Below are 23,092 nucleotides of genomic sequence, written 5' to 3'. Positions count from 1 at the left end.
AGGCTGCTGTAGGATCCCAAACTAAGGAACTAATTAGCGTTTGGGATGAAATTTACTGTTGTTGTGTTTGGAGAAGCAGAAAAAGGAAGCTTTGAAGCTGCCTATCTCTGTTCTTCACTAACAGATCTGCATACCCATCTTGGCCAAGGAAAAGACTCTCCCTCAGGAGTTTCTCTTGCTGTACAGGCCATCATGCAGGGGTACGACATCCTGTTCTTCAGGGTAAAGGAAGAGGGCTTTTTCATCGACAGCTACTTCTTTGGGCTTCATTTCCTAAATACCCAAACTTCACTGAAAAATATTATTGCTTTAGCACTACCCGGTGTTGGTGATTACAACGTAATCGAAGCCTCATTAGCTCTTTGCCGAAAATTAAAAAGCCTTCTTTTGTTTTCCGACCAGGACCTGTATGACTTCCTAACCTTTAAAGATGCTTAATCTACTGTCTGGAAATATTCTTTTAGTCCCTCTTCAGAAGGCACCATTCCACGATTCCCAGATTGCCAGTTTGCCGGACAAACCATTCCATGATTTTCAAAGAAAATCAATGAATCCAGAACACGAAGCTCTTCTTCTATTGAGCGTCCTAATGGAAGATCATTAACTACAGCATGGCGAACAATCCCATTCTTATCGATAAGGAAAGTTCCTCTTAATGCAAGAGACCTCTCAGGATTCAAAACTCCATAAGCCTTAGATATTGATAAAGAAGAATCCGCTAGTAATGGATACTCTGTTCCCTGTATCCCCCCAGCACGTCGCTCTACTTCCAGCCATCGCAAATGCGTCTCAATATCATCAACAGAGCATCCAATCACAACAGCTCCACGTTCTTCAAAATCTGATAATCTATCTTGAAAAGCGTGCAACTCTGTAGGGCAAACAAAAGTAAAATCTTTAGGATAAAAGAAAAGAACGACATACTTACCGAAAAAATCTGCCAAAGAAACCTCTTTTTCTTCTCCACATACAACCGCTCTACCCGAAAAACTCGGAGCTTGTTTTCCAACTAAAGATCCCATAGCAATCCTCGCAAAAAAACGCACCAGAGAGGATTTGAACCTCTGACCACCTGGTTCGTAGCCAGGTACTCTATCCACTGAGCTACTGGTGCACAGAAACTACAGGGTAGAAGGATACCGAGCTTTAGCTAAATGATCAAGAAATTCTCCTCAGAACAACAAAAAAACTCTCGCTAAAAATAATTTAACAGTATCTGTGTTTTATTCTTCGGAGCTTTCTATGCCAGAAGGACTCCCCTCCTGTGAAGCAAAAAACAAAGCCGATGTTAATAATAAACCCACAGTCCTTACCGCATGATGGATAGCATTCTGAATACAAAAAGCTTCATCACAAATGCCTTGCGCAACAATGTCTTCTACACCCCCAGAAAGACCATTAAATCCTATGCACCAATCTGCTTGAGAGAAAACTTCTGAAAATATTGCGTCTACATTTTTTCCGCTTCTGGCAACAATAGCACGAAACGGCCTTTCTGCAGCGCTGAGTACAGCGAGGAACCCAAAGCGCTCTCCCAAAGAAAGGGTAATTGGTACAGACACTTCTCTAGCAGCACGAATCAACGAGCATCCTCCTCCAGGTAAACATCCCCCCCGTAAAGATTCTGTCATGGCTCGCACAGAAGCAGCAATATAAGCGAGCTCTCCCTGATGGACAAGTTCTGCAGCAACACGAATACGCACTTCTCCCGTAGAAAGTCTAGCTAACCGTTTTTTTTGCCAAGTACGAGCTTCCTCACTACATAAGCGATCCAGCTCATCTCGTAAAATAGAGCAATGTGCTGCTAATTTTGCCTTATTCGTCCCCTCTCTAGGAATACAAAAGTTCGTTGCAGAAATACAAACTCCCTTTACAAATCCTAATTGACTCATCACTTTTTCTTCAGAAGTTTCCTTGAAAGCCTCTTCTGTGAGTAGGCTCGCTCCTGTTAATGCTGCAATGTCCTCTAAGGATTCTTGCGCATGCTTCCCTCCCACACGTATTGCACAAACAGGGAAACGACCCTCTATTTGATTCATCTCTAATGTAGACAAAAGTCTTCGATCAAAAGATTTAGCTATAATCATAAGAGGAGTTTTTCCTCCCTGAACAATAGCTTCTAGGAAAGCCAAGAAGCATTGATCTGATGAATGCAAAGGACTCTCACTAACTAGAACATAAACTTGACTATATTCTACAGTTTCAGTTTCAGCATGTGTGATAAAATAAGGGGATGTATATCCGAAATCCCACACAGCATATTCTTCCGCTGACCAAGTTGTGCGATTCCCTTCATTTTCTTCTAGAATATAATAACCGTCCTTCCCTGCATAACGAACTGCTTCAGACAAAACGGAAGCAAGGTCGGTATTCACACTCTGAGCTATATCAGAGACACACACTAAATGCTCAAGATCTGTTACTGGGAACTTTTTTCTATGGAAAATTTTTTGCATTTCTTGTTCTGCAAGAAGCATTCCTCGGTAGAGCTCTTGAGGATCGCATCCTTGCTGAAAACCTGTTATACCCTTTTCTAGCAAGGCTTCAATCAACAATGTAGTTGTTTTCGCTCCATCTCCAAACTGACTACGCGTTTGCAAAGCAGTGTCTCGAATCAGCTTGATACCTATGTTTTCAAAAGCATCTAAAAAGACAATGTCTTTAAACATACGCCGACTGTCTCGAGTGGTTTGGATATTTTGAGTATGATGAACAATTGCTCTGAATCCGTAAGGCCCAATTGTTTGAGAGAACATTTGAGATATTACGCAAGCCGCACGAAGAACTGCCTGCAAACCCTCTTCTTGGTTACGAAAACTATTGGACACGACCGTTCCTCTATTCAGCTACAGTCTTTGTCCAAGGTATAGAAAGGCAGTTTATTCTTGTCAAACACCCCTCATTTATCCAGTATAATCAGGGAGAAGAAAAGGTTTTCGTGCCTCTTTAAAATGTTTTCTTCCTTCCACACATAAAGTCCGTAATGGCCAAGTAATATATTTTTTCTCTAAACAGATATTCAAAAATTCTGCATTTCCTAAAAGGCTTTGAACAGCTTTACGACGAGGAATAATTCTATCTAGCAATAGAAACGCTTGCTCACATTCTTTAGGATAAAATGTTTTCAAAACCCCCAGAATCACACTTTGTGTTTCCATTGGAAGGAACATTTTGGGATCTTGAAGCACCAACAATACGCCGGAACAAATCTCCATTTTAAATTTACCAAAAAACGGCTCATACATGAATGGGAGGAATTTTACCCCAGGAAGACGCGCCTTATTGAGTTCTGCGGCTATCTTACATCCATCCATCCAAGGAGCTCCAAAAACCTTAAAAGGCAGCGTATACCCAATACCTATACTTGTGATTGATAAGGCTCCCATAAACCCTGTGGTAGCATAGAAATAAGCAGATTGGGGATCTGGAACCTGAGGACTTGTAGGTATCCATGTTAACCCTGTATCGGAAAAAGTCATGGAACGTTTCCATCCTAGCATAGGAACGACTGTCACGCTAGCTTCAGGTGCATACCATGCTCGATACAGCAAAGCTAGCTCTCCTGGCGTCATCCCATAACAATAAGGAATGGCAGGTAAGACTTCTTTATCTGGTAAAGGACCATCCACCATATCTCCTCCCATAGGATTGGGCCGATCCAGAACAATTAATTCTTTTTTACTACTTTCCGCAGCCCTCACTACCTGTAATAAAACGGATATAAATGAATAAGAGCGGACACCAATATCTTGCACATCATATACGAAGACATCGCATCCTTCCACTAACTCAGGAGGAATCTCTTTAGATGAAAAAAGAGAAACCACAGGAATATTTGCCAATGCAGGATCATAACCTGGTGTCTCAGCAATCGATGCACCAAAATAGCCATGTTCCAACGTACACAAAGCACTCAACGAGCAAAGATTTTTGTGTTTATCAAACACACTCAAGGAATGCTCTCCTTGCTGGTTAACTGCTGCACTATGAGAAATCAATACAATCCGTTTGCCACGTATTTTGTCGAGATATTGCTCTTCCTGAAAAATGCGTTCTAACCCTACCTGAACCAAAGCACTACCTAAACAAGGAAAAAAACCTGCTATCAATACAAGCTTCCAGATTATCCTCATCATTTCCTTCGAATCCTTTTTTCACAAGAAATGGGTATCTTCTCTATTTTTGTTTTTTAGATCTATACCAACTCCGCAAGAAACTTCTTAAAATAAAAAAGCTTAGTGAAAGAAAATTCTTATCGCCGATATTATCATAGTATAGCTCTCTCCCTGGAGAGATTCTTGTTTCTGCTCCATAATCTAAAGGATCTTTATGAAAATTCTTATCGCTAGTTCCCATGGATATAAGGTACGAGAAACTAAGACTTTTCTTAAGAAGCTTGGAGAATTTGATATTTTTTCTCTAGCGGACTACCCGTCTTACCAACCTCCCAAAGAAACTGGGGCAACTCCGGAAGAAAATGCAATCCAAAAAGGCCTCTTTGCTGCACAGACATTTCGATGTTGGACAATCGCTGATGATTCTATGCTAATCATTCCAGCTTTAGGAGGACTTCCAGGAAGATTGTCCTCTTCTTTTGCGGGAGAAAATGCTAGCGAGAAGGACAATCGCAAGAAACTTCTAGAGAAAATGCTCCCGCTAGAACATGCTATCGATCGCTCTGCCTACTTTGAATGTTGTGTGGTTCTGATCTCTCCCTTTGGGAAAATCTATAAGGCGCAAGCCTCTTGTGAAGGAATGATTGTTTTTGAAGAAAGAGGGTCTTCCGGATTTGGCTATGATCCCTTATTTCTCAAACATGATTACAAACAAACGTACGCAGAACTATCAGAAGAAATAAAAAATCAAGTTTCTCATAGAGCAAAAGCTTTAGTAAAACTACAACCTTATGTAGAGGATGCTTTTGCTAAATACTTACTCACCGGGAACGAGAGTCTCTAAAGACCGTTCTAGGCTCGAGCGAATTTCTTGCATCTCGGTAAGAATCTGTTCTGCTCGTGCAAAATCCGCTTCAAGTTTAGTACTGGCTAAAGTTCCTTCTTGAATACTTTGTGTTGCTAAGGACATCTCTAAACTTACCGCGGGTTTCGCTGTTAAGCGGTGTGTAGCACAGAAGGAGCATGTCTGAATTCCGTCGATCATCCTATCTTCCAATTAATCATCGGCTTTCCTTGCTTTTTAAGCAGATAGTTAATTTTTGAAAAGTGACAACACCCAAAGAATCCTCTATGCGCTGCCAATGGAGAAGGATGTGCACAGGCAAGAACAGCGTGTTGATGCTGAGTCTGAAAGAGAAGATCGCATTTTTTTCGCGCAGCACTCCCCCACAAAACAAAGATCACATGTGTCCGATTTTGAATCAATTTAGTTACAATTGCGTCAGTAAAAAGCTCCCATCCTCGTCCAGCATGAGAAAACGCTTCTCCAGAGCGAACAGTTAGCACTGTGTTCAAAAGGAGCACACCTTGATCTGCCCAAGTCTGTAAACATCCTGATTCATTCCGAATACCTAGATCTGTTTGCAATTCTTGAAAGATATTCCGTAAGGAAGGAGGTAATGCCTGTCCCTTAGGGACACTAAAACTTAATCCATGTGCCTGTCCCTCTCCGTGATAAGGATCTTGCCCAAGAATAACTACCTTAACTTGATCAAAAGGTGTGCTCTTTAAGGCAGAAAAAACAAGCTCTTTTTTCGGATAGACAATTGTCCTTGCATACTCATTTTTTAAAAAGTTAAGTAACTGAGACCAGTATGGTTGAGACCACTCATCTTTAAGCTGTTCTTGCCAAGACTGGGGGAGTTGCTCTATAGTAAAGGCCTCATGCATACGCTCTCTCCTTAAATACATAAGAGTATATGCATTCTCGAAAATTTTCTTCGAACCCGAAAAAATTATATTACGTACATATGCTTACATCCGAATTAAATGCAGCTCAAGCTACCGCCGTTACAGCGCCATTACAACCAGTTCTCGTTTTAGCAGGAGCAGGAGCTGGGAAAACTCGAGTAGTTTCCCATCGCATCCTATACTTGATCGAAGAAGTAGGATTAGCTCCTAAACAAATTTTAGCCATCACCTTCACGAACAAAGCGGCAAGCGAATTAAAAGAACGAGTCCAAGCCCAATGTAATCTAAGATATAAAGATTTACCTATGGTAAGTACGTTCCATAGTCTTGGGGTTTATATTCTTCGACGATCTATCCACCTACTAAACAGGCAGCAAAATTTTGCAATTTATGACCAAAGTGATTCAGAAAAACTAATTAAACAATGCTTGCGTAAACTGAATCTTGATAAAAAACTTTGCAATGCTATGCAATTTACTATCTCTCAAGCAAAGAATCGTTTACAAAATCCAGAGGATCTCGATTCCAGAGAGTATCCTGATCCAACTCGCGCTGTTTATACTGAGTATCAGGAACAATTACGTGCTGCCAATGCCTTGGATTTCGATGATCTTCTGTTCTTAACAGAAAAACTCCTTCGTATGCCGGAAATCCAACAAGAGTATGCGGACCTCTGGAAAGCTTTATTGATCGACGAGTATCAAGATACTAACCATGCGCAATACCTCATTGCGAAACGTCTAGCTGCTTCACATAACAATATTTTTGTTGTTGGAGATCCTGATCAGTCTATATATTCTTGGCGGGGAGCCAATATCTCCAATATCCTCAACTTTGAACAAGATTACTCTCAATCTTTAGTTGTTCGTTTAGAAGAAAATTACCGTTCTTGTGGAACCATTCTTGAAGCAGCAAATGCTTTAATTCAGAATAATTCCGCACGTCTTGATAAAACATTGCGCAGCGTGAAAGGTCCTGGAGATAAAATTTTCTGTTTCACAGGGAAAAACGATCGTGATGAGGCAGAACAAGTTCTGGAAGAAATTTCTAATTTACACTCATATAAAGATATTCCACTTTCACATATTTGCATCTTGTATCGAACTAACTTTCAATCTCAATCGTTTGAAGCCGCTCTTCTAAAACGAGGCTATCCTTATGAAATTATAGGTGGAATCTCTTTCTATAAACGTAAAGAAATTCAAGACATTCTTGCCTTCCTACGTTTGTTCTCTAATAACCACGATATGGCCGCTTTCGAGCGTACGATTACACTCAAAAAATGTGGTATTGGAGCTACTACACTTGCATCGCTTATGCATTATGCAACAACTGTAGATCTTCCCATATTGCAAGCTTGTTGGGATGTTTTAGAGAAGAAACCCATTCGTTTGACTAAAAAACAACAGCAAGGACTATTCTCATATCTTACACATTTTCATCAGATGGAGCAGTTATATGGGAACTGCGATCTTCATGAATTCATTAACGAAACGATTCGCATTACAGATTATCTTTCTATTCTCAAAGAAGATCCTGAAACTTACGAAGATAGAAAAAACAACTTGGAGCAATTGTTAGCAGAAACCCAAATATGGGGCAAAAGTAGTGAGAACTTGCCTAATTTTTTAGAAGACTTGGCACTAAAAAGTTCTGCAGACGAAACTGCAAGTTCTAGTGATTGCCTAAAACTCATGACTATTCACAACAGCAAAGGATTAGAATTCCCAGTTGTTTTCCTTGTTGGCCTCGAAGAAGATCTTCTTCCCCATGCAAACTCCAGAGGCTTACATGAAAATATTGAAGAAGAACGAAGATTATGTTACGTGGGAATTACTCGAGCACAAGAATATCTTTACCTGTCTCGAGCAAAAACACGATTCCTTTGGGGAGGAGAACGCATAATGAAACCCAGTAGATTTATTAGCGAGCTTCCTCGATCTCTTTTGAAATTTGTTTAACTTTATATGTTGCATCAGTATCAAACGGCATCTGTAGCTCTTTGCCCCACGTTACATCTCCAACAAGGCTTAGACATGCTGCAGATGCCGGTTGCTGAATTAGCAGCCTTTGTCTCTCAGCAAATTATTCTCAATCCTTGTTTCGATCTTGATGCGTTAGATTCGTATCCAGAATCGTTTTCTTTTTCACCTATTGATGATCAATACCCTTTTATTGAAACACTGTCCTCTCATCTTCTTCGTCAGATAGAGGCTCATTTTTCTTCCTCTCAACAACAAGCTATCGCTCAGTACATCGTAGGAAATCTTTCTCCCGAAGGGTTTTTTCTTGAAAATCCTAGTCTAGCAGCTGCTAACTTAGGAATCTCTACACAGACTTTCCTAGAAGTATGGCAGCAAATTAAACAGTTTCATCCCCAAGGGATAGCTTTCCCCTCTCTCCAAGCTTATTGGGAATCCTTACTTCAAACTTCCTCACATAAAGAAGCATTAACTATAATTCGAAATCACTTCGCTTTACTGACTCGTTGTGATTTCTCAACAATTGCAAAAAAAATGCGTCTGTCAGTGTCTGAAGTTCTTGTATTTCTCAAACGAGCTCTCGCCTCTATTCCCTGGTGCCCTGCGACAGGCTTTTCCCAAGCTCTCCGAACACCCTTACCAGCCCTTCCCGATGCCTATCTGTCTTTTTCAGAAGATTCTCTTTGGACAATTTCGATTAATCAGGAAATCCTTCCCTCTATTAAACTCAACAATGAAGTATTTCATCTTTACGATACACTACCTCATAATGATAAAGAGCATGTATCACAGCAAATCCGTTCTGCGAAACATTTGATCCGCAATATCAAGAAACGAGAAGAAACTCTTTTATCTATTCTTCGTGTGTTAATTCCGTATCAAGAAGAGTTTCTTCTTGAATACCGCGCTTCTCCAAAGGCTTTTTCTGTGAAACAAATAGCTCATGAGCTCTCTCTTCATGAAGCAACAGTTTGTCGTGCTATCGATAATAAAATACTCGCAACGCCTATCGGATGCATTTCTATGCGCTCGTTGTTTCCTCGTGCTGTAGGATCTTGTCCTGATCAATCTAAAGCTACTGTTTTACAATGGATACGTCATTGGATTTCTACAGAACAAAGCCCTTTATCTGATGAAGTTATTAGTCAAAAAATGCTTGCAAAAGGGATTTCCTGTGCGCGTCGTACCGTAGCTAAATATCGCTCACAATTAAACATACCTCCAGCGCATCAGCGTAAATACCTGAATGCCCCTCTGACTAAGAGATGTAAAACGGCTTTACATAGCGAATGTTTAACTTAAAAATGAATAAAGAGCCCCAAAACAAGATATTGTTTTGGGGAATACAATCGTTTCCTTAAGAAGCAATTGCTTTACGACAACTACAAGATGCAGGCTCTAAAAAAGAATCTAAAAATCCATACAAAGACTGAGTCACTTCCTTTGAGGCTTCTAGTACTTGGTCACTGTCATCCTTGAGTAACATAGCAATCAAAGCCTTTTCTTCTTTAGCATGGCGAACATCTGCTTCTTCATGCTCTGTGAAATACGCATAATCTTCGGGATTGGAGAACCCAAAATACTCTGTCAATCCGCGAATCTTCTCTCTCGCAATACAAGGAATTTGACTCTCGTAAGAATATAAAGCCGCCACTCCTGCTGCTAAAGAATCCCCTGTACACCAGCGCATAAATGTTGCTACTTTAGCCTTTGCTGCTTCACCAGGCTGATGCATCTCTAATTCTTCAGGAGAAACTCCAAGAGCAAAAACAAACTGTTTCCACAAATCAATATGGTTAGGATACCCACTCTCTTCGTCCATAAGGTTATCTAACAACAATTTACGAGCCTTTAAATCATCACAGCGACTATGAATTGCTGACAAATATTTAGGAAAAGCTTTGATGTGCAGGTAGTAATCTTTTGCATAAGCCTGCAGCTGCTCTTTCGTGAGCTCCCCTTTCGACCATTTTGTATAAAAAGGATGCTCTAACATGTGTTTGTTTTGAATAATCAAATCTAACTGATCTAAAAAATGCATATTGATACCTCCATCATTCCTTTCCTTGATCCCATGAAACCGCTTGTAGAAGCGGTCCATACAAATCTTCTGTTTCATCTATACGTAAAGAAAAGTACTCTTTCTGAGAAGTAAGATGTTGATGATATGTAATCTTTGGAGCGTCTTCAATCAAAGCCAAAGGTGTTTGCTCATTCCCCTCCCCCATACAAACAACTGCAGCAACCGCCAAAGCATCCACAAGATTACTCTGCGTCATCTGCAGAGGACGCCCAAAACAATCTAGAGATCCTACATAGCTATGTAAAGGAGAAAAGCCATACCAACACAATCCTATCCCCAACACACCTCGACGCATAGGAGTAGTATGACTATCTGCAATAATTACGCCTAATTCTTGCACACGAAAATAACTTTTTAACCACTCCCCAATCCGATTACATGATGCTAAAAGATCCCGAGGATATAAAACAAAAGCTTGATCTGTATTCGATTCGTCTATCCCTGCTGAAGGGATGAGAATACCTTCTTTTTTTGTGAGATATATACCGCTCTGTTCACAAAATATATACGCATCCGCTTCTCTTTTGATTAACTCAGCTTTGCTTATTTGAGCATCAGCAATAGCTCCTTCACACAGGCTTACTATTTTCGAGGAAACCACTACGATGTTTTTTTCTTGAAGCGGAGGTAATGACTCCTTAAAAATCTCCAGTAAAGAATCATTCGCTAATACTTTGCGTGTTTTTATAGGAGTAATTTTCATAACAATAAATCGTAAAATCCACGGTACTACGGATGCATTCTCTGTTCCAATTCGACAAATACTTTAGAGGAAAAATTGTATCCCCCAAGTACTCTTTCTTGATATGCGTCACAAAGCAAGTTTTTAAAAGAGTCTGTTGAAAAAAAACCTCAAAAAGCTCTGCTCCCCCAATCAAAAAAGGATTTTGAAGAAATAATTTCTTATATTCTTCGAAAGAAGAGACCCAAATACCCTGAGAAGCACGATACTTACGTGAAAATACAACAACCTTCCGATTACTTTTATATTTACTAGGAAGCGTTTCCCACGTTTTCCTTCCCATAATGATGGGATTATTTTGAATGGTTTCTGCAAAAAAACGCAAATCTTCAGGATAGCTCCATGGAAGCTTCCCCGAAGCTCCCATAACTCCTTTGGGATCAACAGCAACAACCCCTGTTACTTCCATCATACGGGCATTCCTGCCCAGGCTGCAGCCGCTAAAGCCCGTCTATTCCCCTCAACCTGATGTACACGTAAATAATCGACACCTTGATCATGAAGAGATACAGAACAGCCTATGGTTTCCCAATCACGATCTTCACTACTAAATCGACCCAGCATACTCAAACAAGATTTTCGAGAATGGCCGATTAATATTGGGCATTCTAACGTCTGTTTAAACCGCTCTACACCGTCCATAAGCAACATGGACTGCACAGGAGATTTCCCAAACCCTATACCTGGATCGAAGACTACTTGCCAGCGAGTATCTAACCCTATCCGAGAGAATGTTTCTAATTGAGATTCCCCCCAACGTAACATTTGCTCAACAGGAGATTCTTCGTAAGAAAGAACACAATCCGGACGTGGAGGCAAAGAACACGAATGATTAATCAATAATCGCAATTGAAATTCTTTTGCCAAATGTGCCATTTCCAAAGAGCCACCAGAAACATCATTAACCCAACGAATAGGAAATACTTCAATAGCTCGCCGTATGATCTCAGGACGAAAAGTATCTATCGACACATCTGGATATTGTTTAGCATGTCGCCATCGTTCCGCTAATAGCTTCAAAACAGGCTCTAAACGTTCCCATTCTTCTTCAACATTTCCTAAATCTTTTACCCGGGGATTGATTGCTTGAGCTCCCAAATCAATAATAGAAGCTCCTTCCGCAAATAGCCGCTCTGCATGTGCCGCAGCCCTTCTTGACTCTAAAAATAACCCAGTGTCCGATATAGAATTATCTGTGATATTCACAACGCCCATAATCTGGATTGCAGGCCCGAAACTTCCTAAAACATCGTTTTCCTTGAGTGGATAAATAGCTGAAATTTCTGCAAAGGTTTTCCCGTTGCAAGGTGCCCCTTTTGAATAAAAGAGACGATACGGACATAAGGAGGCAATCATCGAAAGAAGGAAGGGTCTGTCCAATAGTCTGGGATGCGGCACCGTGCATAATTCACTATGGTACGAAAATGCTTCTTCTCCGTAGAGAAGAATATCTATATCAATGGGCCGAGGAGCCCATTTTTGCGAATCATCCCTTCCAAAATCTTTTTGAATATCCTTGATTTTCTTGATGAGTTCGTCTGGAGAAAGCAATGTCTCTCCAATAACTACAGAATTAAAATAAGGAAGATCCCACTCTTTAGGAGCACCATCTAATAGTAGGGCCTTGGTCTCAAGAATCACGGAGCTTTTTATATTTCTTACTCCTGCTTTCTTTAAACTTGCGTAGGCACGTTTTATGTGGTCATGTCGGTTACCTAAATTCGAACCTAAACTTAAACAAACAAAATTCCAACTAGTCACGATACCTCTTTACTTATACTAAAACTGACAGGACTTAATAAATCTGGGACCGGAGGACGCTCTTTACTTACCCGCACATCAATCCTACAAACCTGATCGACTAAAGCCTCTTCGATTTTTTCCAGCAAAACCTTAGCCAAACGTTCAATTAAAGCACAGGGATTATTCGTTACAGTCTTTTCAATCAAAGAAGCGAGCGAAGCATAGCATACACTGTCTGACAGTTGATCAGTAGAGCAAGCCTTGGGTTCTTTTTTAAAAAAAAGAGAAAGAGAAACAAGAACGGGCTGCTCATAATGCCGTTCTTGTTCCGATACTCCCAAAGACACCCAAACACGAAAATCTGCAATATCTAACCGATACAACAAGACTCCTTACAAAAAGAAATACTAATTTTTGTAACTTTTTATCTTTCCTGAGCCAACCTTCTCTTCTTCCAATAAATCCAAAAATGCTCGTAATTGTTTGGAACGGATGGGGTGACGCATTTTCCGCAAAGCCTTAGCTTCAATCTGTCGAATTCGCTCTCTTGTTACATTGAACGCAGACCCAACCTCTTCCAAGGTTTTGGGACGACCATCTAGAAGACCAAACCGATGGATCAAAACAAACCGCTCCCGATCGGTAAGAGTCTTCAATACTTCTTTCATTTTGTCTTTCAACATAGAGTAGCCGGTAGCCTCAGCAGGAGATTCAACAGCGGTATCCTCTAAGAAATCTCCAAAAGAGCTTTCCCCACCATCTCCAACTTCTGCCTGCAGAGAAATCGGGTGCTGAGCTATCTTATAGATCTCTCGAACACGATCTGGAGTGAAACCTAGTTCTTCTCCCAACTCCTCAGGAGTAGGCTCTTTTCCTGTTTCCATCATCAGCTTCTTGGCTCCACGAAGCACTTTATTGATGGTTTCTATCATATGAACAGGAATCCGAATGGTTCTTGCCTGATCAGCAATTGCTCGTGTTACAGCCTGACGAATCCACCATGTGGCATACGTTGAAAATTTGTACCCACGACGATATTCAAATTTTTCCACGGCTTTCATCAAGCCCATATTTCCTTCTTGAATCAAATCTAAGAAAGACAAACCTCTATTGGTGTATTTCTTCGCGATAGAGATGACAAGCCGTAAATTGGATTCAACCATCTCTTTTTTGGCTTCCTGACTCTTATCCATCCAACGCTGCAACATTCGCACGTCTTTCTTAAACTCGTCGAGAGTCCTCCCAGCAGCTACCTCCCGCTTGTATAATTTGCGCCGTGCTGCAGCAAGTTTTGCTGCGGCAAACTTATTCCTTTCTGCTCGCACTTTCAAATCATTGATCTGTTGCTCTAATTGCAAGAAAGAGTCATATGCTTTGAAAACAACTTCCCCAAAATCTTCTGTAACATTGTGACGACAATGGAAGCATCGCAGATACGCTTGTGTTCGAATACGACATTTTTCAAGGTCATCATTTAGTTTAATCTGATCCTGCTTAGATAGTGTAGGATCCTTCAGAGCCAGAAGACGCTCTTCTAAATACGCATCCTCTTCTTTAAGCAGAGAAATCAGTTTAGGTAAAAGATTCAGAAAATGTGTTTTATCCTCGACTTCTTTCTCAGAAACAATTTTATCAAAACGTTCCTTACCATTGATAAGATATTGTGCGATGGACACCGCCTCTTTAGTCGAATAGCGAAAACGTAAAATAATTCTTTCGATTTGTACTTGAGCTTTCTCTATTCGTTTCGAAATCTCGACTTCTTCCTCCCTTGTAAGTAGCGGAACGGTCCCCATTTCTTTGAGGTACATACGAACAGGATCGTCCGGTGTTCCCTCAGAACGTTTAGCTAGCCCTTCTAGCTCTTTGGCTTCTTTTTTTCTTTCTTTCTGCCGTTCTACATCTGCTTGGTTCAGAACCTGAACATCCATCCCCGCAAGAAAAATTAAAACTTGATCGATCTGTTCTGGCGTATCGAAAGAAGGAGGAAGAATTTCGTTAATTTCTTCATATGTAATGAACCCTTGATCCTTAGCAAGAGTAACCAACTCTTCTAATTTTCTTTGGATTTCTTCTTCTTGAGCTGCTTCTGCAGCTTGATTATCTAGCGTATCCATGCGCATGCTGACAAATTAAAACTAAGGAAAAATCGGCCTAGAAAGTGACAGTCTATCTTAAGAAAAACAAGAAATCTAGGTATTTTTGCGATAAAAAAGCCTATTGATCTCACTAAAGCTTAAAAAATCTCAGCGTAAATCTTATTTTATTCTTAAATACAAGAAAGATTTGTAAAGAAACTCGCTTTCGCCGGGTACAAGACACCTAGTATATGCTGAGCAAAAGGTCCTTTATCTAACGTTACCACACAATAGTAAAAAGGAGTAGCTCCGAAAGCTTTCGTTTTAATCACAATTTTTCCAGAACGTTCCACTCGGGATTCTGTGAGTAAATCTCGTTCCCATTGGGCAAACCCCTCAAGAATAACATCATTATCTCCATTTAAAAAATCTTCCAATCCATACCCTGTCCAGTCCTTAAATAGTGCATTAGCAAAGAGTATCCTGCGGGCAAATGGCGCATAAATGAATAACATCCCTAAATTTTCTTCACGCAAACCATCGAACAACTGGCGACAGGCCAAAGAATAGTTGTGTGCTGTTGGATCTGTTCGGGTATACCGTAAAGCAGTCAAAGAGTCCGCAGCTTCTGTCGTCTCAACACGAAAAACTATTTTCCGAAATTCCAGCACAAGTTGAGCCACCACATCACGAGAAGCCACAGGTCTTCCTGGTAAATCCGTTTTAGCTTCCATTTCTAACTGCAGCAAGTTACGTAATTCGCACATCAAATCTTGCACTTTCGCTTCTAAATTACCAATATATGCCTGCCGCTTATCCAACATACTGTGTTGTTCAACAAAAGTCGCTTGATATTCATCATGAAGTTCTTGTTGATAAGCAAGAGTTTCTTTAAGTTCCTGACGTAATTGCTGATTTTCTAAAATTTTTTCATTACGCTCACGAACAGCAGCCTCTAACTGCATGCGCAATTGCTGATTTTCTTCCTTAATACGTCTTGAAATTTCTTCTATGTGATCATAACGCCCCTTCGCTTGAATAAACACTTCTCGAGCTTGGCCAAGTTGTTCCACCAATTTGTCGTTGTGCATCTTCAAACGGTCCGTCTCTTTTTGACGCTTTTCTATAGTTTCACGAATATTTTTTAACCCCTCATCTTGTTCTGTCAGCTTGCGGATCTTAGCTTCAAGAAGTTGTCCAGCAGCAGATCGCAACTGCCGCTCGCGAAACCCGATAGCAAATAACCATCCCAAGGAAGAGACTACAGGGAAAAGAAAATAACTATAACGCCATTGCTGCTCCGATAAAAAAGGCCAACTTCCTACGGGGAGGAGTATCGCTAATATAGGAGGAAGATAATAAAAATATCGAGACATGCAATGCTGAAATTTTTGCTTAATAAGTCTAGATTTGTCTCGATATTTTTTCTTATTCAAAACGTCCCGCGTCATGTCCGGTCCTTTCATCAAAAAATACTGCACTCCTGCAGTGAACTCTCAATAAAGCCTTTATAGTTTGTCAGAGTTCATCATCGTTTTCTTGAATTTTGGAATATAAACCGTTTTAGAATCTACTACGATGTTAACAATTACTAAAACTTCTTTTATATTGATTACTTTAACTTTCTCAACTCTATTTAAATCTCATTTTTCTTCTTCTTCCTCTTGGCTTCGTTTTATATATCCATTTTTCTTTCTATTTTATTGTCCTTTCACATAAAATCTCCATGTGTTCCGTCCCGGGTCACTTGTAAGGTCTAAGCGGATGGCATTGTTACTGCCGACACTCCTGTTAGATATTTGTGTCGGTCTCTGGGGTGACACTCCCAGAAATGACGTAAAGTTTCGGATACAACATTTATCCTACTCTCATGTCATGCCGAAAATCACAGTACGATTACTGTGAGGTGTCACGTTTGTTCTTTGCGTTAAAAATAGCCTAATTGGGAGAGATTATGGCACCAAAAAAACCGAGCAAGAAAGTCGGACCTCAGAAACGCCCTTCCGCAGAGAAGCGGGTTATCACTTCTAAGAAAAAGCAGCTGCGCAATCAAAGCTTCAAGTCGAGAGTGAAAACTACATTGAAAAAATTTGAATTAGCAGTGCAGTCTGGTGATGTAGAATCTATTTCAGCAGGATTACGTTCCGTTTACAGCATTGCAGATAAAGCTGTGAAACGAGGAATTTTTAAGAAGGGCAAAGCTGATCGAGTCAAAGCTCGTGCTTCTGGACGAGCCTGTACCGCCGCTTAGGACTTTCTGTTCTTTCCTAATTAAACGAATTCAGATCCAAGAAGCTGATGAATACGCTCATTTTCAGAAGCTTTTGGATCATTTTTTGTAAAAAATTTGATTTGCTTCGCGTTAAATGCGATTTAGTTCTATAATTTTTTCCCAAAACGCCTTCTTTTTAGTTTTCCTTCACGAAATATTTGAACAAAGAAAGCGCTAAATTCTTACCAGGGGTTTCCAATGGCAATACTACCATTTATGTTGAGTCCGGTGGGAAGATTCATGTCTTCTCCAGTCATGAATTGTCTACGTGGCGGAGCCGGTTCCTTTCGCTCAAAACTAAACACTGTCAATGATCTTTTTGATTTAGCTTCTTCCGCCTGCTCGGTAACGCGACTTGCGCCGGGAGTTTCTTGGTCTGAATCTACCCACCAACAGCTTTCAACTATTGAGTCAACCTTGGGTGCTGCTCAAAGTGCAAACAACTCAGTACAAGTTGGATGTGGGATTGTTCAGATGTTAACAGGCGGCTTGTTCTTCGAAACGAACCCTGACGGTTCTTTCCGAGTAGATCCCGTCTCGAAGCAAAGACAACTTCTATCTCCTTTGACTGCTTTAAGTAAAGTAACGCGTTTGGCTAGTAAGATCCTAAGCACCGCGAGATTTATGGGATCTGCAACCCTTCCTGTTTACCAATTAGGCACACATGCAAGAGGCCTCGGATTATCTGCTTTGGCATTCGGGGCTGTCAGCTCTGCTTTCGATGTTGCTGATAACATTCAAGCAATTCACCATGCCGTTAAAGCAGATCCAAGCGGAGATGGAAAAACTCCTACCTTTGCAGATCGCTGCAAAGCAGCACGCGCTAGCATGTTTGCTCTGCTTTGTAGTGTCCTCGATGTGGTGGCTCAAGGATTCAATTTCGTTGTCGAAGCCATTTCAAGCGTATTTTTGGGAGCACATACGGCTTTTATTGTGGGTATTTTCTGCTTCCTATCTGCTTTGGGGAATATTATTCTTGCTCTTGCTTCCTAGATTTTTACACATTTTTTATATGCGAAGCTCATGGGTATATCTGTGAGCTTCTTTTTTTCTAATTAGAGTAAATTTCAGCAGCTAGGTGAGACAGGACCCCATTGAGAACCTGCATAGACGTGGAAACTAATGTCCATTCTTGTTGGATATTCGTCATCTGGTTTTGTAAGTTTAACTGTTGTGTTTGGCTTTGCGTTAGATAATCGTGTTGATCTGTTTGTACTAAGGTATGCATAGGTCCTAGTCCTCCAGAAGGGCTCGTGTTATCAAACCCGTTAGTAACATATCCTTCTAAGCTCGCTAATGTTGAAATCCAGTCCGTAGGACCCGTGATCTTGTATTTCTTGTCATCGTAAGTATTATTTGATGACAAAGGTTCATAGTTCAGACTGCCCAGTAAAGAATCCAAAACACTAAGCTGTTCAACAATAATTCGAATGAAAGATAAATATAAATTAGCCTGCGTACGCATATTATTGGCTTGAGCAGCCGTCACTTTATTACCAGCCGCCAAAGCTTCAACCTTGCCCAGCAAAGTCTTTCCAAACTCTTCCGCTCGATAACAACTATTGATATCTCTAACGATGTACTCACGTTCTTTCGCTAAAGCACTCACGAACTCGAAGAAATCTCCGCAAAAATAATCGTTCCCTTCTTTGCTCTGTACAAGATAAGAAGAGAGATTATAGTAAACGGAAGATGTAGAGAAATGATTGGTAATTGACAACAGGTCATTGACAGCATTGGCAGCAATGTTATTAAAATTCACTTCCTGAATCAAAGGATTTAAGAAATTTTCTTGCTTAGGAATCTGTGTATTTAAAATGAGGTGGATAAAAGCAGACCCTAAACTTGTTGACTGAACCCAGCTATTCACTGCTTTCACACGTAGAGATTCTTGATTTCCAGAAGAAACATTAAAGCTTGCTTTTGCTGGATCTAACTCTTCATAAGTTGTGTTCAATGCATCTATCTCCTCCTGGAATGTATTCAGATATTCAGCTGCTTTGGTCTGAAACTCCGTCAGCATAGTCTGAGCTTGATTCGCAGCACCAGAAAGGTCTAAGTTTTGTGTAATTACCTTATCTACAAAATTGCTAAAATTAGCTCGGCAGACTCCATTACCATTTCCACTACCATTCGCTATATAGTTAGTTTGTAACTCTGAATCGCTTGGTATAGTCGAGCTAAAAGATTCAAAAAACTTCTGTTTTACAAGTTCTTGCCATTTTTCTTTAACTTTCTGAATCACAGCGTTTTTATCAAGCGTCGTATTTGCCATCGTACATTCCGCTACCTCACAATAAGCCGCCATATAGGATATTACGTGTGCTAAAGTCTGTGTTGTATTGGTATTATTGAGTTGTAGAAATTGGTTCACATACTCTGTGACCAGGGCAATTCCTTTATCTTCCAAAACGCCAGATAGCTGAGATAGCGCCATCAACCCTGCGTAGCACTCCATAACAGACGTCAACCTTATAGATGTAAACGCTTTATTATCGTTTAAACGCTTAACCCCTTCGAGCATACCTTCTAAAGAGGCCTGGGCTTGTTCAAACGAAGTTTTTTTAATTTCCAGCTCTTGGATATTTGATTCTATGCTAGCACGTATAGTTTGGAGATTTTGTGTTGCTTGCTGGAAAGCTTTGACAACAGCTCCTTTACAAATCCCCGCATCTTGCTTAGTCAGGTACTCATCCATAACCTGTGGAGATGGCAGAGCTGCCTGGGTATAAATTTTACTGATGTCGGCCTCATTTAAATTGCTGTTAGTTGCATATGGAATCATGGCAAGTACAGCTTCAATAACCTCTTGAGAACCTCCTAAAGCATACTCCGTCTCTATGGCGTTACTAAAAGCATCCATCCATTCCTTAAGCACCAGCTTGGCATTTTCTGTTTTGATATTATCCTTTGTAAGAGTAGTAGAAACATTGGGTCCCAATGCTAAGCACAAATCTAACATCGTACGAATGTCCTTTCCCACACTTGCACGATACCGCCAGAGAGCTTCTTTTACGTGTGTCTGAAAATACTCAGAGATATAGTAATCCTCATAATCTTTCTGTGAGTCCGCAATCACTTGTTCAGAAGCCCCTTGTGCTGTTAACTGAGCGGTAATACGATCTTTTCCCTCTTGAATGTTTTGCTCTTGTTCTTGCTTGATAACCTCTTTAATAGATTCATCAGAAGGAGTATACGCACTACTAAAAACTGCGTTTTGTTCTGTATCAGAAAGCGAAGGTTTCGATTGATAAGAAGCCATCAAAACTAAAGTAGCGGACACTCCCGCGACTTGAGTCATGGGAAGTTCAGGAATCTCCTCAATAAGCGTATTTAAATTCTCGGTAATCGTAGTGACTAGCGCTTTTGCCGTGCTTGCTTTGATCGCGTCAACAGTGCTACCTGAGATGGTTCCGGAAGAGGGTGTGCTTCCTTCCCAAACTTTCCTTATAACCCTATCTCCTCCTGGGAAAATTCTATTATCTGGGTTGATGATGGAGCCCACACCAAGATATCCAGATTCTAAAGCTACTGCCAAACGTCTTAATACATAGAGTCCAGAGTTTAACTCTTCAATATCAATAGCAGGCTTTGCTTTGTTTTCAAAATGAGAACAAGGGTTTGTGAGTTTGAGTTTAAATAACCCCTCTCCAGATACAGTACTTGGCCGAAAATTTAAATAGTAAGAAGACATAAAAACAAAATTAAAAACTTTTATGTTTTTATTTTCTTATTAAAAAAAGTTTTTTTCTATGTTTGTTTTTATAAAATTTTTTGTGGTAATCTTTTTATAAAAGATAATAGTTGAGATGTGTTCTATGAACATATTTAATAAAATTCATTCTATTTCAAAAGATTACACAAAAATAGAAACATTATTTTCTTCTAAACATGAAAATAATCCCCTCTCTATACACCATATTATGCAATTCCAAAAGGCTGAAATAGAACGAACCGCGATTCAAAATGTTTTATCTCTTTTAGACCAAGGTATACAAGGAAGATATGAGCAGTTGGTGAGCTCTCTGTCGATTGATACCTTTGCCACATCTTCTCAACCATCTATTGACTCTAACTCAGCAAGCTATGATCCTCCTCATTTAGATCCTCTTTACAATGCATCTAAACAGGCCTGGACTCACAATGTATTAGTAAATTTTTTAGCAGTTGTTACTTCCGCAAAAGCAAAAGCCACAGAAATCTCTCAACAACAAAATCCTCCAACGACAGATCTCAAGACTTTCACAGACCTTTCTAGTTTACTGATCGAACTGGTCAATAAGGCTAAAGATGGTGAATTATCTAATGCAGACTTCGAAACTGTTAATCTTCTTCCCGATCAAATCTTTAATGCCATTCAAACTTTTCCCTTTGATGGAAGCCAAAAAGTGACTTTTTCGAATAATTTATTAGCTTCTTTTGGAGAAGACTCCTCTATAGAACAGGTCTTTGCGGATATGCGCATAGAAGGGCTTCAAGATGTTTTAAATATCGTTCAAACAAAACTTTCTCCTGAAGAATTTGCTTCGTTTCAAGATTTACAAGACGTCATAGATACTCTTCGTGAATATGTAGGACCTTTTGATAGTGAAGGTTTCAATACCATTTTACAGACAAGTGAAGCTCTGTCTTCAGCCATTGTCAATACCTCATTAACTAGTAATGAAAAAATTGAGCTCTGCCGCAACATTGCAGACCTCTATAGAGATCAGGCCTCATCTATTAAAAATCTAGATAATGTTTTGAATGAAACTATTTATGTAAATGCAAGAAATAGTTCGCTCTTCTCTAATATTTGTAGCCTTGTTGAGTTCATTATGGGCAGTTTCGCTCCTATTGGATTGAATGAAACAACCATAGAAGTGACGAATGCTATCATTGCTGGAGCATTACAAGCTGTTCGTGCTATTGATTCTCGATTCCATGAACTAACCCCAGAACAACAAACTTTAGTTAATAATACCGTTAATACACTCAATGATTTTAAAGCTGGTGACTATGTCGGAGCTGTCTGGGCCTACTTTATAGCAGCAACGACGATCGCCTCTAAAGACTCTGTAACTGTAGATGAAGTTAAGCAAGCATTACGATCTCAAGCAAATACCATTCACTCTTCCTTTTCTCTTGCCCAAACCCTGGAATCTACACTTACAAGTATTGTTGCAGAAAATGGACAATTCAAAGTTACAGTCGATGGTGTACAGCGGCAGTACACTATTTTCAGCAAAGCTGACAATTCTAATAATGCTGTCCTTAACCCCGTCCTTCTTAACTTCGGATCTATAGGATTCTTACCCAACATCACTGATGCTGCGAATCATCACGCTGAAACTTCTGCTCGAGCCTTCTTTAGATTTAGGGCATTAGCACAAGTAGAGAGTGCGAAATTAGACAACACATTACAAGAAAGCGAAGATCTTTTACAACGAATCACTCAACTACGCAAAGACCTGTTTTCCCAACAACTATTAGCACAATCTTACGAGATCCGTTCTCTTCCTCTTCCTTCTGCTGTTGCTTCCGTTCTGATAGATCGCTATATGCCTAAAGAAATCGACTATTTGACACAGATGAAAGCCGATCTATACTATAGTAATTTTGGCTCTAGCGTAGGAAATGCAATAATTGAAGCTATTTCTTTCTTCGTTAACGGAGCTACGTATTTTAACTTTGCAAGCTTTGCAGGGCAGCAACCTATGACCGGCATGGCTATAGATACTTTCCCAGGATCAAAAGAAACTGCTGAAGCTAAACTAGCTTTAGAAAAACAACAAGCAAAGCTTTACATGGCATATACTGCAAATGCTCTGAATGTTGTACAAGATCAGTTAGATAAAGTTCAGAAAGATACGGTTATTACCAACGAACAACGCTTACGCATTATAGACGCTTTGAATGGTTATGCTGATAACCTCAATGCGATTAATGGTTCCTTAGTACTACTCCAGGTATATCTTAACCCTCTGACCGTAGGTGTTCGCAACGGAAATCAAGCTCAAGACAAAGATCCGGAAGGAACGTTCCATGTATTCGGAGGGCAAGATCAATGGCAAGCTCGTCTAGAAACGCTAGAAGATGCTCTTGTTTCCGGTCTCCCTTCTAACATTATCGGAGGAGGATTGTTTCCTATGCAAGCAACTGTGCAGGCAGATCAACAAGCTTATGCAGATATGGGTCAAAACTATCAACTAGAAATGCAAATGCACATGACTGCTATGCAGCAAGAATGGACTGTTGTTGCTACATCTTTACAAATTCTTAATCAAATCTATCTCGGATTGACTAGAAAACTGGCTGGATAGAAAAAGCAGCTTAAAAGATAAGC

Annotated in this window: 20 protein-coding genes and 1 tRNA gene; 7 read left to right on the top strand and 14 right to left on the bottom strand. The window is 40.1% G+C overall.

The window, feature by feature from the left end; translation table 11 throughout:
* The first annotated feature begins 45 nt into the window (after positions 1 to 45).
* Positions 46 to 438: a hypothetical protein gene (locus tag IJ490_RS03805; protein ID WP_291894349.1), complete on the top strand. Its 393-nt coding sequence runs from the start codon at positions 46 to 48 to the stop codon at positions 436 to 438.
* Here IJ490_RS03805 and IJ490_RS03800 read toward each other — a convergent pair.
* From IJ490_RS03800 to IJ490_RS03785, 4 genes are all read right to left on the bottom strand, one after another.
* Positions 435 to 1,022, bottom strand: a complete 588-nt coding sequence (locus tag IJ490_RS03800; protein ID WP_291894345.1) for a peroxiredoxin — start codon at positions 1,020 to 1,022, stop codon at positions 435 to 437. The genes IJ490_RS03805 and IJ490_RS03800 overlap by 4 nt on opposite strands.
* A 19-nt stretch (positions 1,023 to 1,041) precedes the next feature.
* Positions 1,042 to 1,114, bottom strand: a tRNA-Arg gene (locus tag IJ490_RS03795).
* A 109-nt stretch (positions 1,115 to 1,223) separates the two neighbouring features.
* The gene (gene groEL2, locus IJ490_RS03790; protein ID WP_291894341.1) at positions 1,224 to 2,828 is read right to left on the bottom strand and encodes a variant chaperonin GroEL2; all 1,605 of its coding nucleotides are present in this window, start codon (positions 2,826 to 2,828) and stop codon (positions 1,224 to 1,226) included.
* Positions 2,829 to 2,903: 75 nt separating this feature from the next.
* The gene (locus IJ490_RS03785; RefSeq protein ID WP_291894708.1) at positions 2,904 to 4,133 is read right to left on the bottom strand and encodes an exo-beta-N-acetylmuramidase NamZ domain-containing protein; all 1,230 of its coding nucleotides are present in this window, start codon (positions 4,131 to 4,133) and stop codon (positions 2,904 to 2,906) included.
* A 196-nt stretch (positions 4,134 to 4,329) separates the two neighbouring features.
* Between IJ490_RS03785 and IJ490_RS03780 the strand changes: the two genes are divergently transcribed.
* Positions 4,330 to 4,959 carry a non-canonical purine NTP pyrophosphatase gene (locus IJ490_RS03780; protein WP_291894337.1) on the top strand — a complete coding sequence of 210 codons (630 nt, stop codon included), beginning with the start codon at positions 4,330 to 4,332 and terminating at the stop codon, positions 4,957 to 4,959.
* Here IJ490_RS03780 and IJ490_RS03775 read toward each other — a convergent pair.
* A complete protein-coding gene (locus IJ490_RS03775; protein WP_291894335.1) occupies positions 4,933 to 5,172 on the bottom strand; it encodes a hypothetical protein in 240 nt (79 codons plus the stop codon). The genes IJ490_RS03780 and IJ490_RS03775 overlap by 27 nt on opposite strands.
* Positions 5,157 to 5,846 carry a uracil-DNA glycosylase gene (gene ung / locus IJ490_RS03770; RefSeq protein ID WP_291894333.1) on the bottom strand — a complete coding sequence of 230 codons (690 nt, stop codon included), beginning with the start codon at positions 5,844 to 5,846 and terminating at the stop codon, positions 5,157 to 5,159. The genes IJ490_RS03775 and ung overlap by 16 nt, the downstream gene beginning before the upstream one ends.
* An 80-nt stretch (positions 5,847 to 5,926) precedes the next feature.
* Between ung and IJ490_RS03765 the strand changes: the two genes are divergently transcribed.
* Positions 5,927 to 7,828 (top strand): UvrD-helicase domain-containing protein, encoded by a 1,902-nt coding sequence (locus IJ490_RS03765; protein WP_291894705.1) that lies wholly within the window; start codon positions 5,927 to 5,929, stop codon positions 7,826 to 7,828.
* Between the two features lie 6 nt (positions 7,829 to 7,834).
* Positions 7,835 to 9,151, top strand: coding sequence for an RNA polymerase factor sigma-54 (rpoN, locus tag IJ490_RS03760; RefSeq protein ID WP_291894331.1), 1,317 nt, complete (start codon positions 7,835 to 7,837; stop codon positions 9,149 to 9,151).
* A gap of 55 nt (positions 9,152 to 9,206) precedes the next feature.
* Here rpoN and IJ490_RS03755 read toward each other — a convergent pair whose 3' ends face one another.
* From IJ490_RS03755 to IJ490_RS03725, 7 genes are all read right to left on the bottom strand, one after another.
* Positions 9,207 to 9,890 carry a CADD family putative folate metabolism protein gene (locus tag IJ490_RS03755; RefSeq protein WP_291894702.1) on the bottom strand — a complete coding sequence of 228 codons (684 nt, stop codon included), beginning with the start codon at positions 9,888 to 9,890 and terminating at the stop codon, positions 9,207 to 9,209.
* Between the two features lie 13 nt (positions 9,891 to 9,903).
* Positions 9,904 to 10,635, bottom strand: a complete 732-nt coding sequence (locus IJ490_RS03750) for a putative folate metabolism gamma-glutamate ligase (protein WP_291894329.1) — start codon at positions 10,633 to 10,635, stop codon at positions 9,904 to 9,906.
* Positions 10,592 to 11,086: a dihydrofolate reductase gene (locus tag IJ490_RS03745; RefSeq protein WP_291894326.1), complete on the bottom strand. Its 495-nt coding sequence runs from the start codon at positions 11,084 to 11,086 to the stop codon at positions 10,592 to 10,594. Before IJ490_RS03745 ends, IJ490_RS03750 begins: the two co-directional genes overlap by 44 nt.
* Positions 11,083 to 12,435, bottom strand: a complete 1,353-nt coding sequence (folP, locus tag IJ490_RS03740) for a dihydropteroate synthase (RefSeq protein ID WP_291894323.1) — start codon at positions 12,433 to 12,435, stop codon at positions 11,083 to 11,085. The genes IJ490_RS03745 and folP overlap by 4 nt, the downstream gene beginning before the upstream one ends.
* Complete coding sequence (folB, locus tag IJ490_RS03735) at positions 12,432 to 12,800, bottom strand: dihydroneopterin aldolase (protein WP_291894321.1); 369 nt, start codon at positions 12,798 to 12,800, stop codon at positions 12,432 to 12,434. Before folB ends, folP begins: the two co-directional genes overlap by 4 nt.
* 24 nt (positions 12,801 to 12,824) lie before the next feature.
* Positions 12,825 to 14,540 (bottom strand): RNA polymerase sigma factor, encoded by a 1,716-nt coding sequence (locus IJ490_RS03730; protein ID WP_291894318.1) that lies wholly within the window; start codon positions 14,538 to 14,540, stop codon positions 12,825 to 12,827.
* 146 nt (positions 14,541 to 14,686) lie between these two features.
* Positions 14,687 to 15,976 carry a hypothetical protein gene (locus IJ490_RS03725; protein ID WP_291894314.1) on the bottom strand — a complete coding sequence of 430 codons (1,290 nt, stop codon included), beginning with the start codon at positions 15,974 to 15,976 and terminating at the stop codon, positions 14,687 to 14,689.
* Positions 15,977 to 16,449: 473 nt separating this feature from the next.
* Here IJ490_RS03725 and rpsT point away from each other — a divergent pair, with 473 nt between their 5' ends.
* Together rpsT and IJ490_RS03715 are read left to right on the top strand one after the other, a co-directional pair.
* Positions 16,450 to 16,746, top strand: a complete 297-nt coding sequence (gene rpsT / locus IJ490_RS03720) for a 30S ribosomal protein S20 (RefSeq protein ID WP_291894311.1) — start codon at positions 16,450 to 16,452, stop codon at positions 16,744 to 16,746.
* 219 nt (positions 16,747 to 16,965) lie between these two features.
* Positions 16,966 to 17,760, top strand: coding sequence for a hypothetical protein (locus tag IJ490_RS03715; protein WP_291894308.1), 795 nt, complete (start codon positions 16,966 to 16,968; stop codon positions 17,758 to 17,760).
* Positions 17,761 to 17,818: 58 nt separating this feature from the next.
* On the opposite strand, the gene IJ490_RS03710 is transcribed toward IJ490_RS03715, so the two are convergent.
* Complete coding sequence (locus tag IJ490_RS03710; protein WP_291894305.1) at positions 17,819 to 20,461, bottom strand: CT620/CT621 family type III secretion system effector; 2,643 nt, start codon at positions 20,459 to 20,461, stop codon at positions 17,819 to 17,821.
* A gap of 115 nt (positions 20,462 to 20,576) precedes the next feature.
* Between IJ490_RS03710 and IJ490_RS03705 the strand changes: the two genes are divergently transcribed.
* On the top strand, positions 20,577 to 23,069 hold the full coding sequence (locus tag IJ490_RS03705) for a CT620/CT621 family type III secretion system effector (protein ID WP_291894302.1): 2,493 nt from the start codon (positions 20,577 to 20,579) through the stop codon (positions 23,067 to 23,069).
* The last annotated feature ends 23 nt before the right edge of the window (positions 23,070 to 23,092 follow it).

The sequence above is a fragment of the Chlamydia sp. genome, assembly GCF_017472245.1.
Lineage (GTDB): Bacteria > Chlamydiota > Chlamydiia > Chlamydiales > Chlamydiaceae > Chlamydia.
This window is presented reverse-complemented; position numbering and strand designations above follow the sequence as displayed.

Coding starts and splice junctions, on each gene's coding strand:
- IJ490_RS03710 (WP_291894305.1), bottom strand. CDS start 20,461: ATGTCTTCTTACTATTTAAATTTTCGGCCAAGTACTGTATCTGGAGAG.
- IJ490_RS03750 (WP_291894329.1), bottom strand. CDS start 10,635: ATGAAAATTACTCCTATAAAAACACGCAAAGTATTAGCGAATGATTCT.
- IJ490_RS03765 (WP_291894705.1), top strand. CDS start 5,927: ATGCTTACATCCGAATTAAATGCAGCTCAAGCTACCGCCGTTACAGCG.
- IJ490_RS03780 (WP_291894337.1), top strand. CDS start 4,330: ATGAAAATTCTTATCGCTAGTTCCCATGGATATAAGGTACGAGAAACT.
- IJ490_RS03785 (WP_291894708.1), bottom strand. CDS start 4,133: ATGAGGATAATCTGGAAGCTTGTATTGATAGCAGGTTTTTTTCCTTGT.
- rpsT (WP_291894311.1), top strand. CDS start 16,450: ATGGCACCAAAAAAACCGAGCAAGAAAGTCGGACCTCAGAAACGCCCT.
- IJ490_RS03705 (WP_291894302.1), top strand. CDS start 20,577: ATGTGTTCTATGAACATATTTAATAAAATTCATTCTATTTCAAAAGAT.
- ung (WP_291894333.1), bottom strand. CDS start 5,846: ATGCATGAGGCCTTTACTATAGAGCAACTCCCCCAGTCTTGGCAAGAA.
- rpoN (WP_291894331.1), top strand. CDS start 7,835: ATGTTGCATCAGTATCAAACGGCATCTGTAGCTCTTTGCCCCACGTTA.
- IJ490_RS03730 (WP_291894318.1), bottom strand. CDS start 14,540: ATGCGCATGGATACGCTAGATAATCAAGCTGCAGAAGCAGCTCAAGAA.
- IJ490_RS03715 (WP_291894308.1), top strand. CDS start 16,966: ATGGCAATACTACCATTTATGTTGAGTCCGGTGGGAAGATTCATGTCT.
- IJ490_RS03745 (WP_291894326.1), bottom strand. CDS start 11,086: ATGATGGAAGTAACAGGGGTTGTTGCTGTTGATCCCAAAGGAGTTATG.
- IJ490_RS03800 (WP_291894345.1), bottom strand. CDS start 1,022: ATGGGATCTTTAGTTGGAAAACAAGCTCCGAGTTTTTCGGGTAGAGCG.
- IJ490_RS03755 (WP_291894702.1), bottom strand. CDS start 9,890: ATGCATTTTTTAGATCAGTTAGATTTGATTATTCAAAACAAACACATG.
- IJ490_RS03805 (WP_291894349.1), top strand. CDS start 46: ATGAAATTTACTGTTGTTGTGTTTGGAGAAGCAGAAAAAGGAAGCTTT.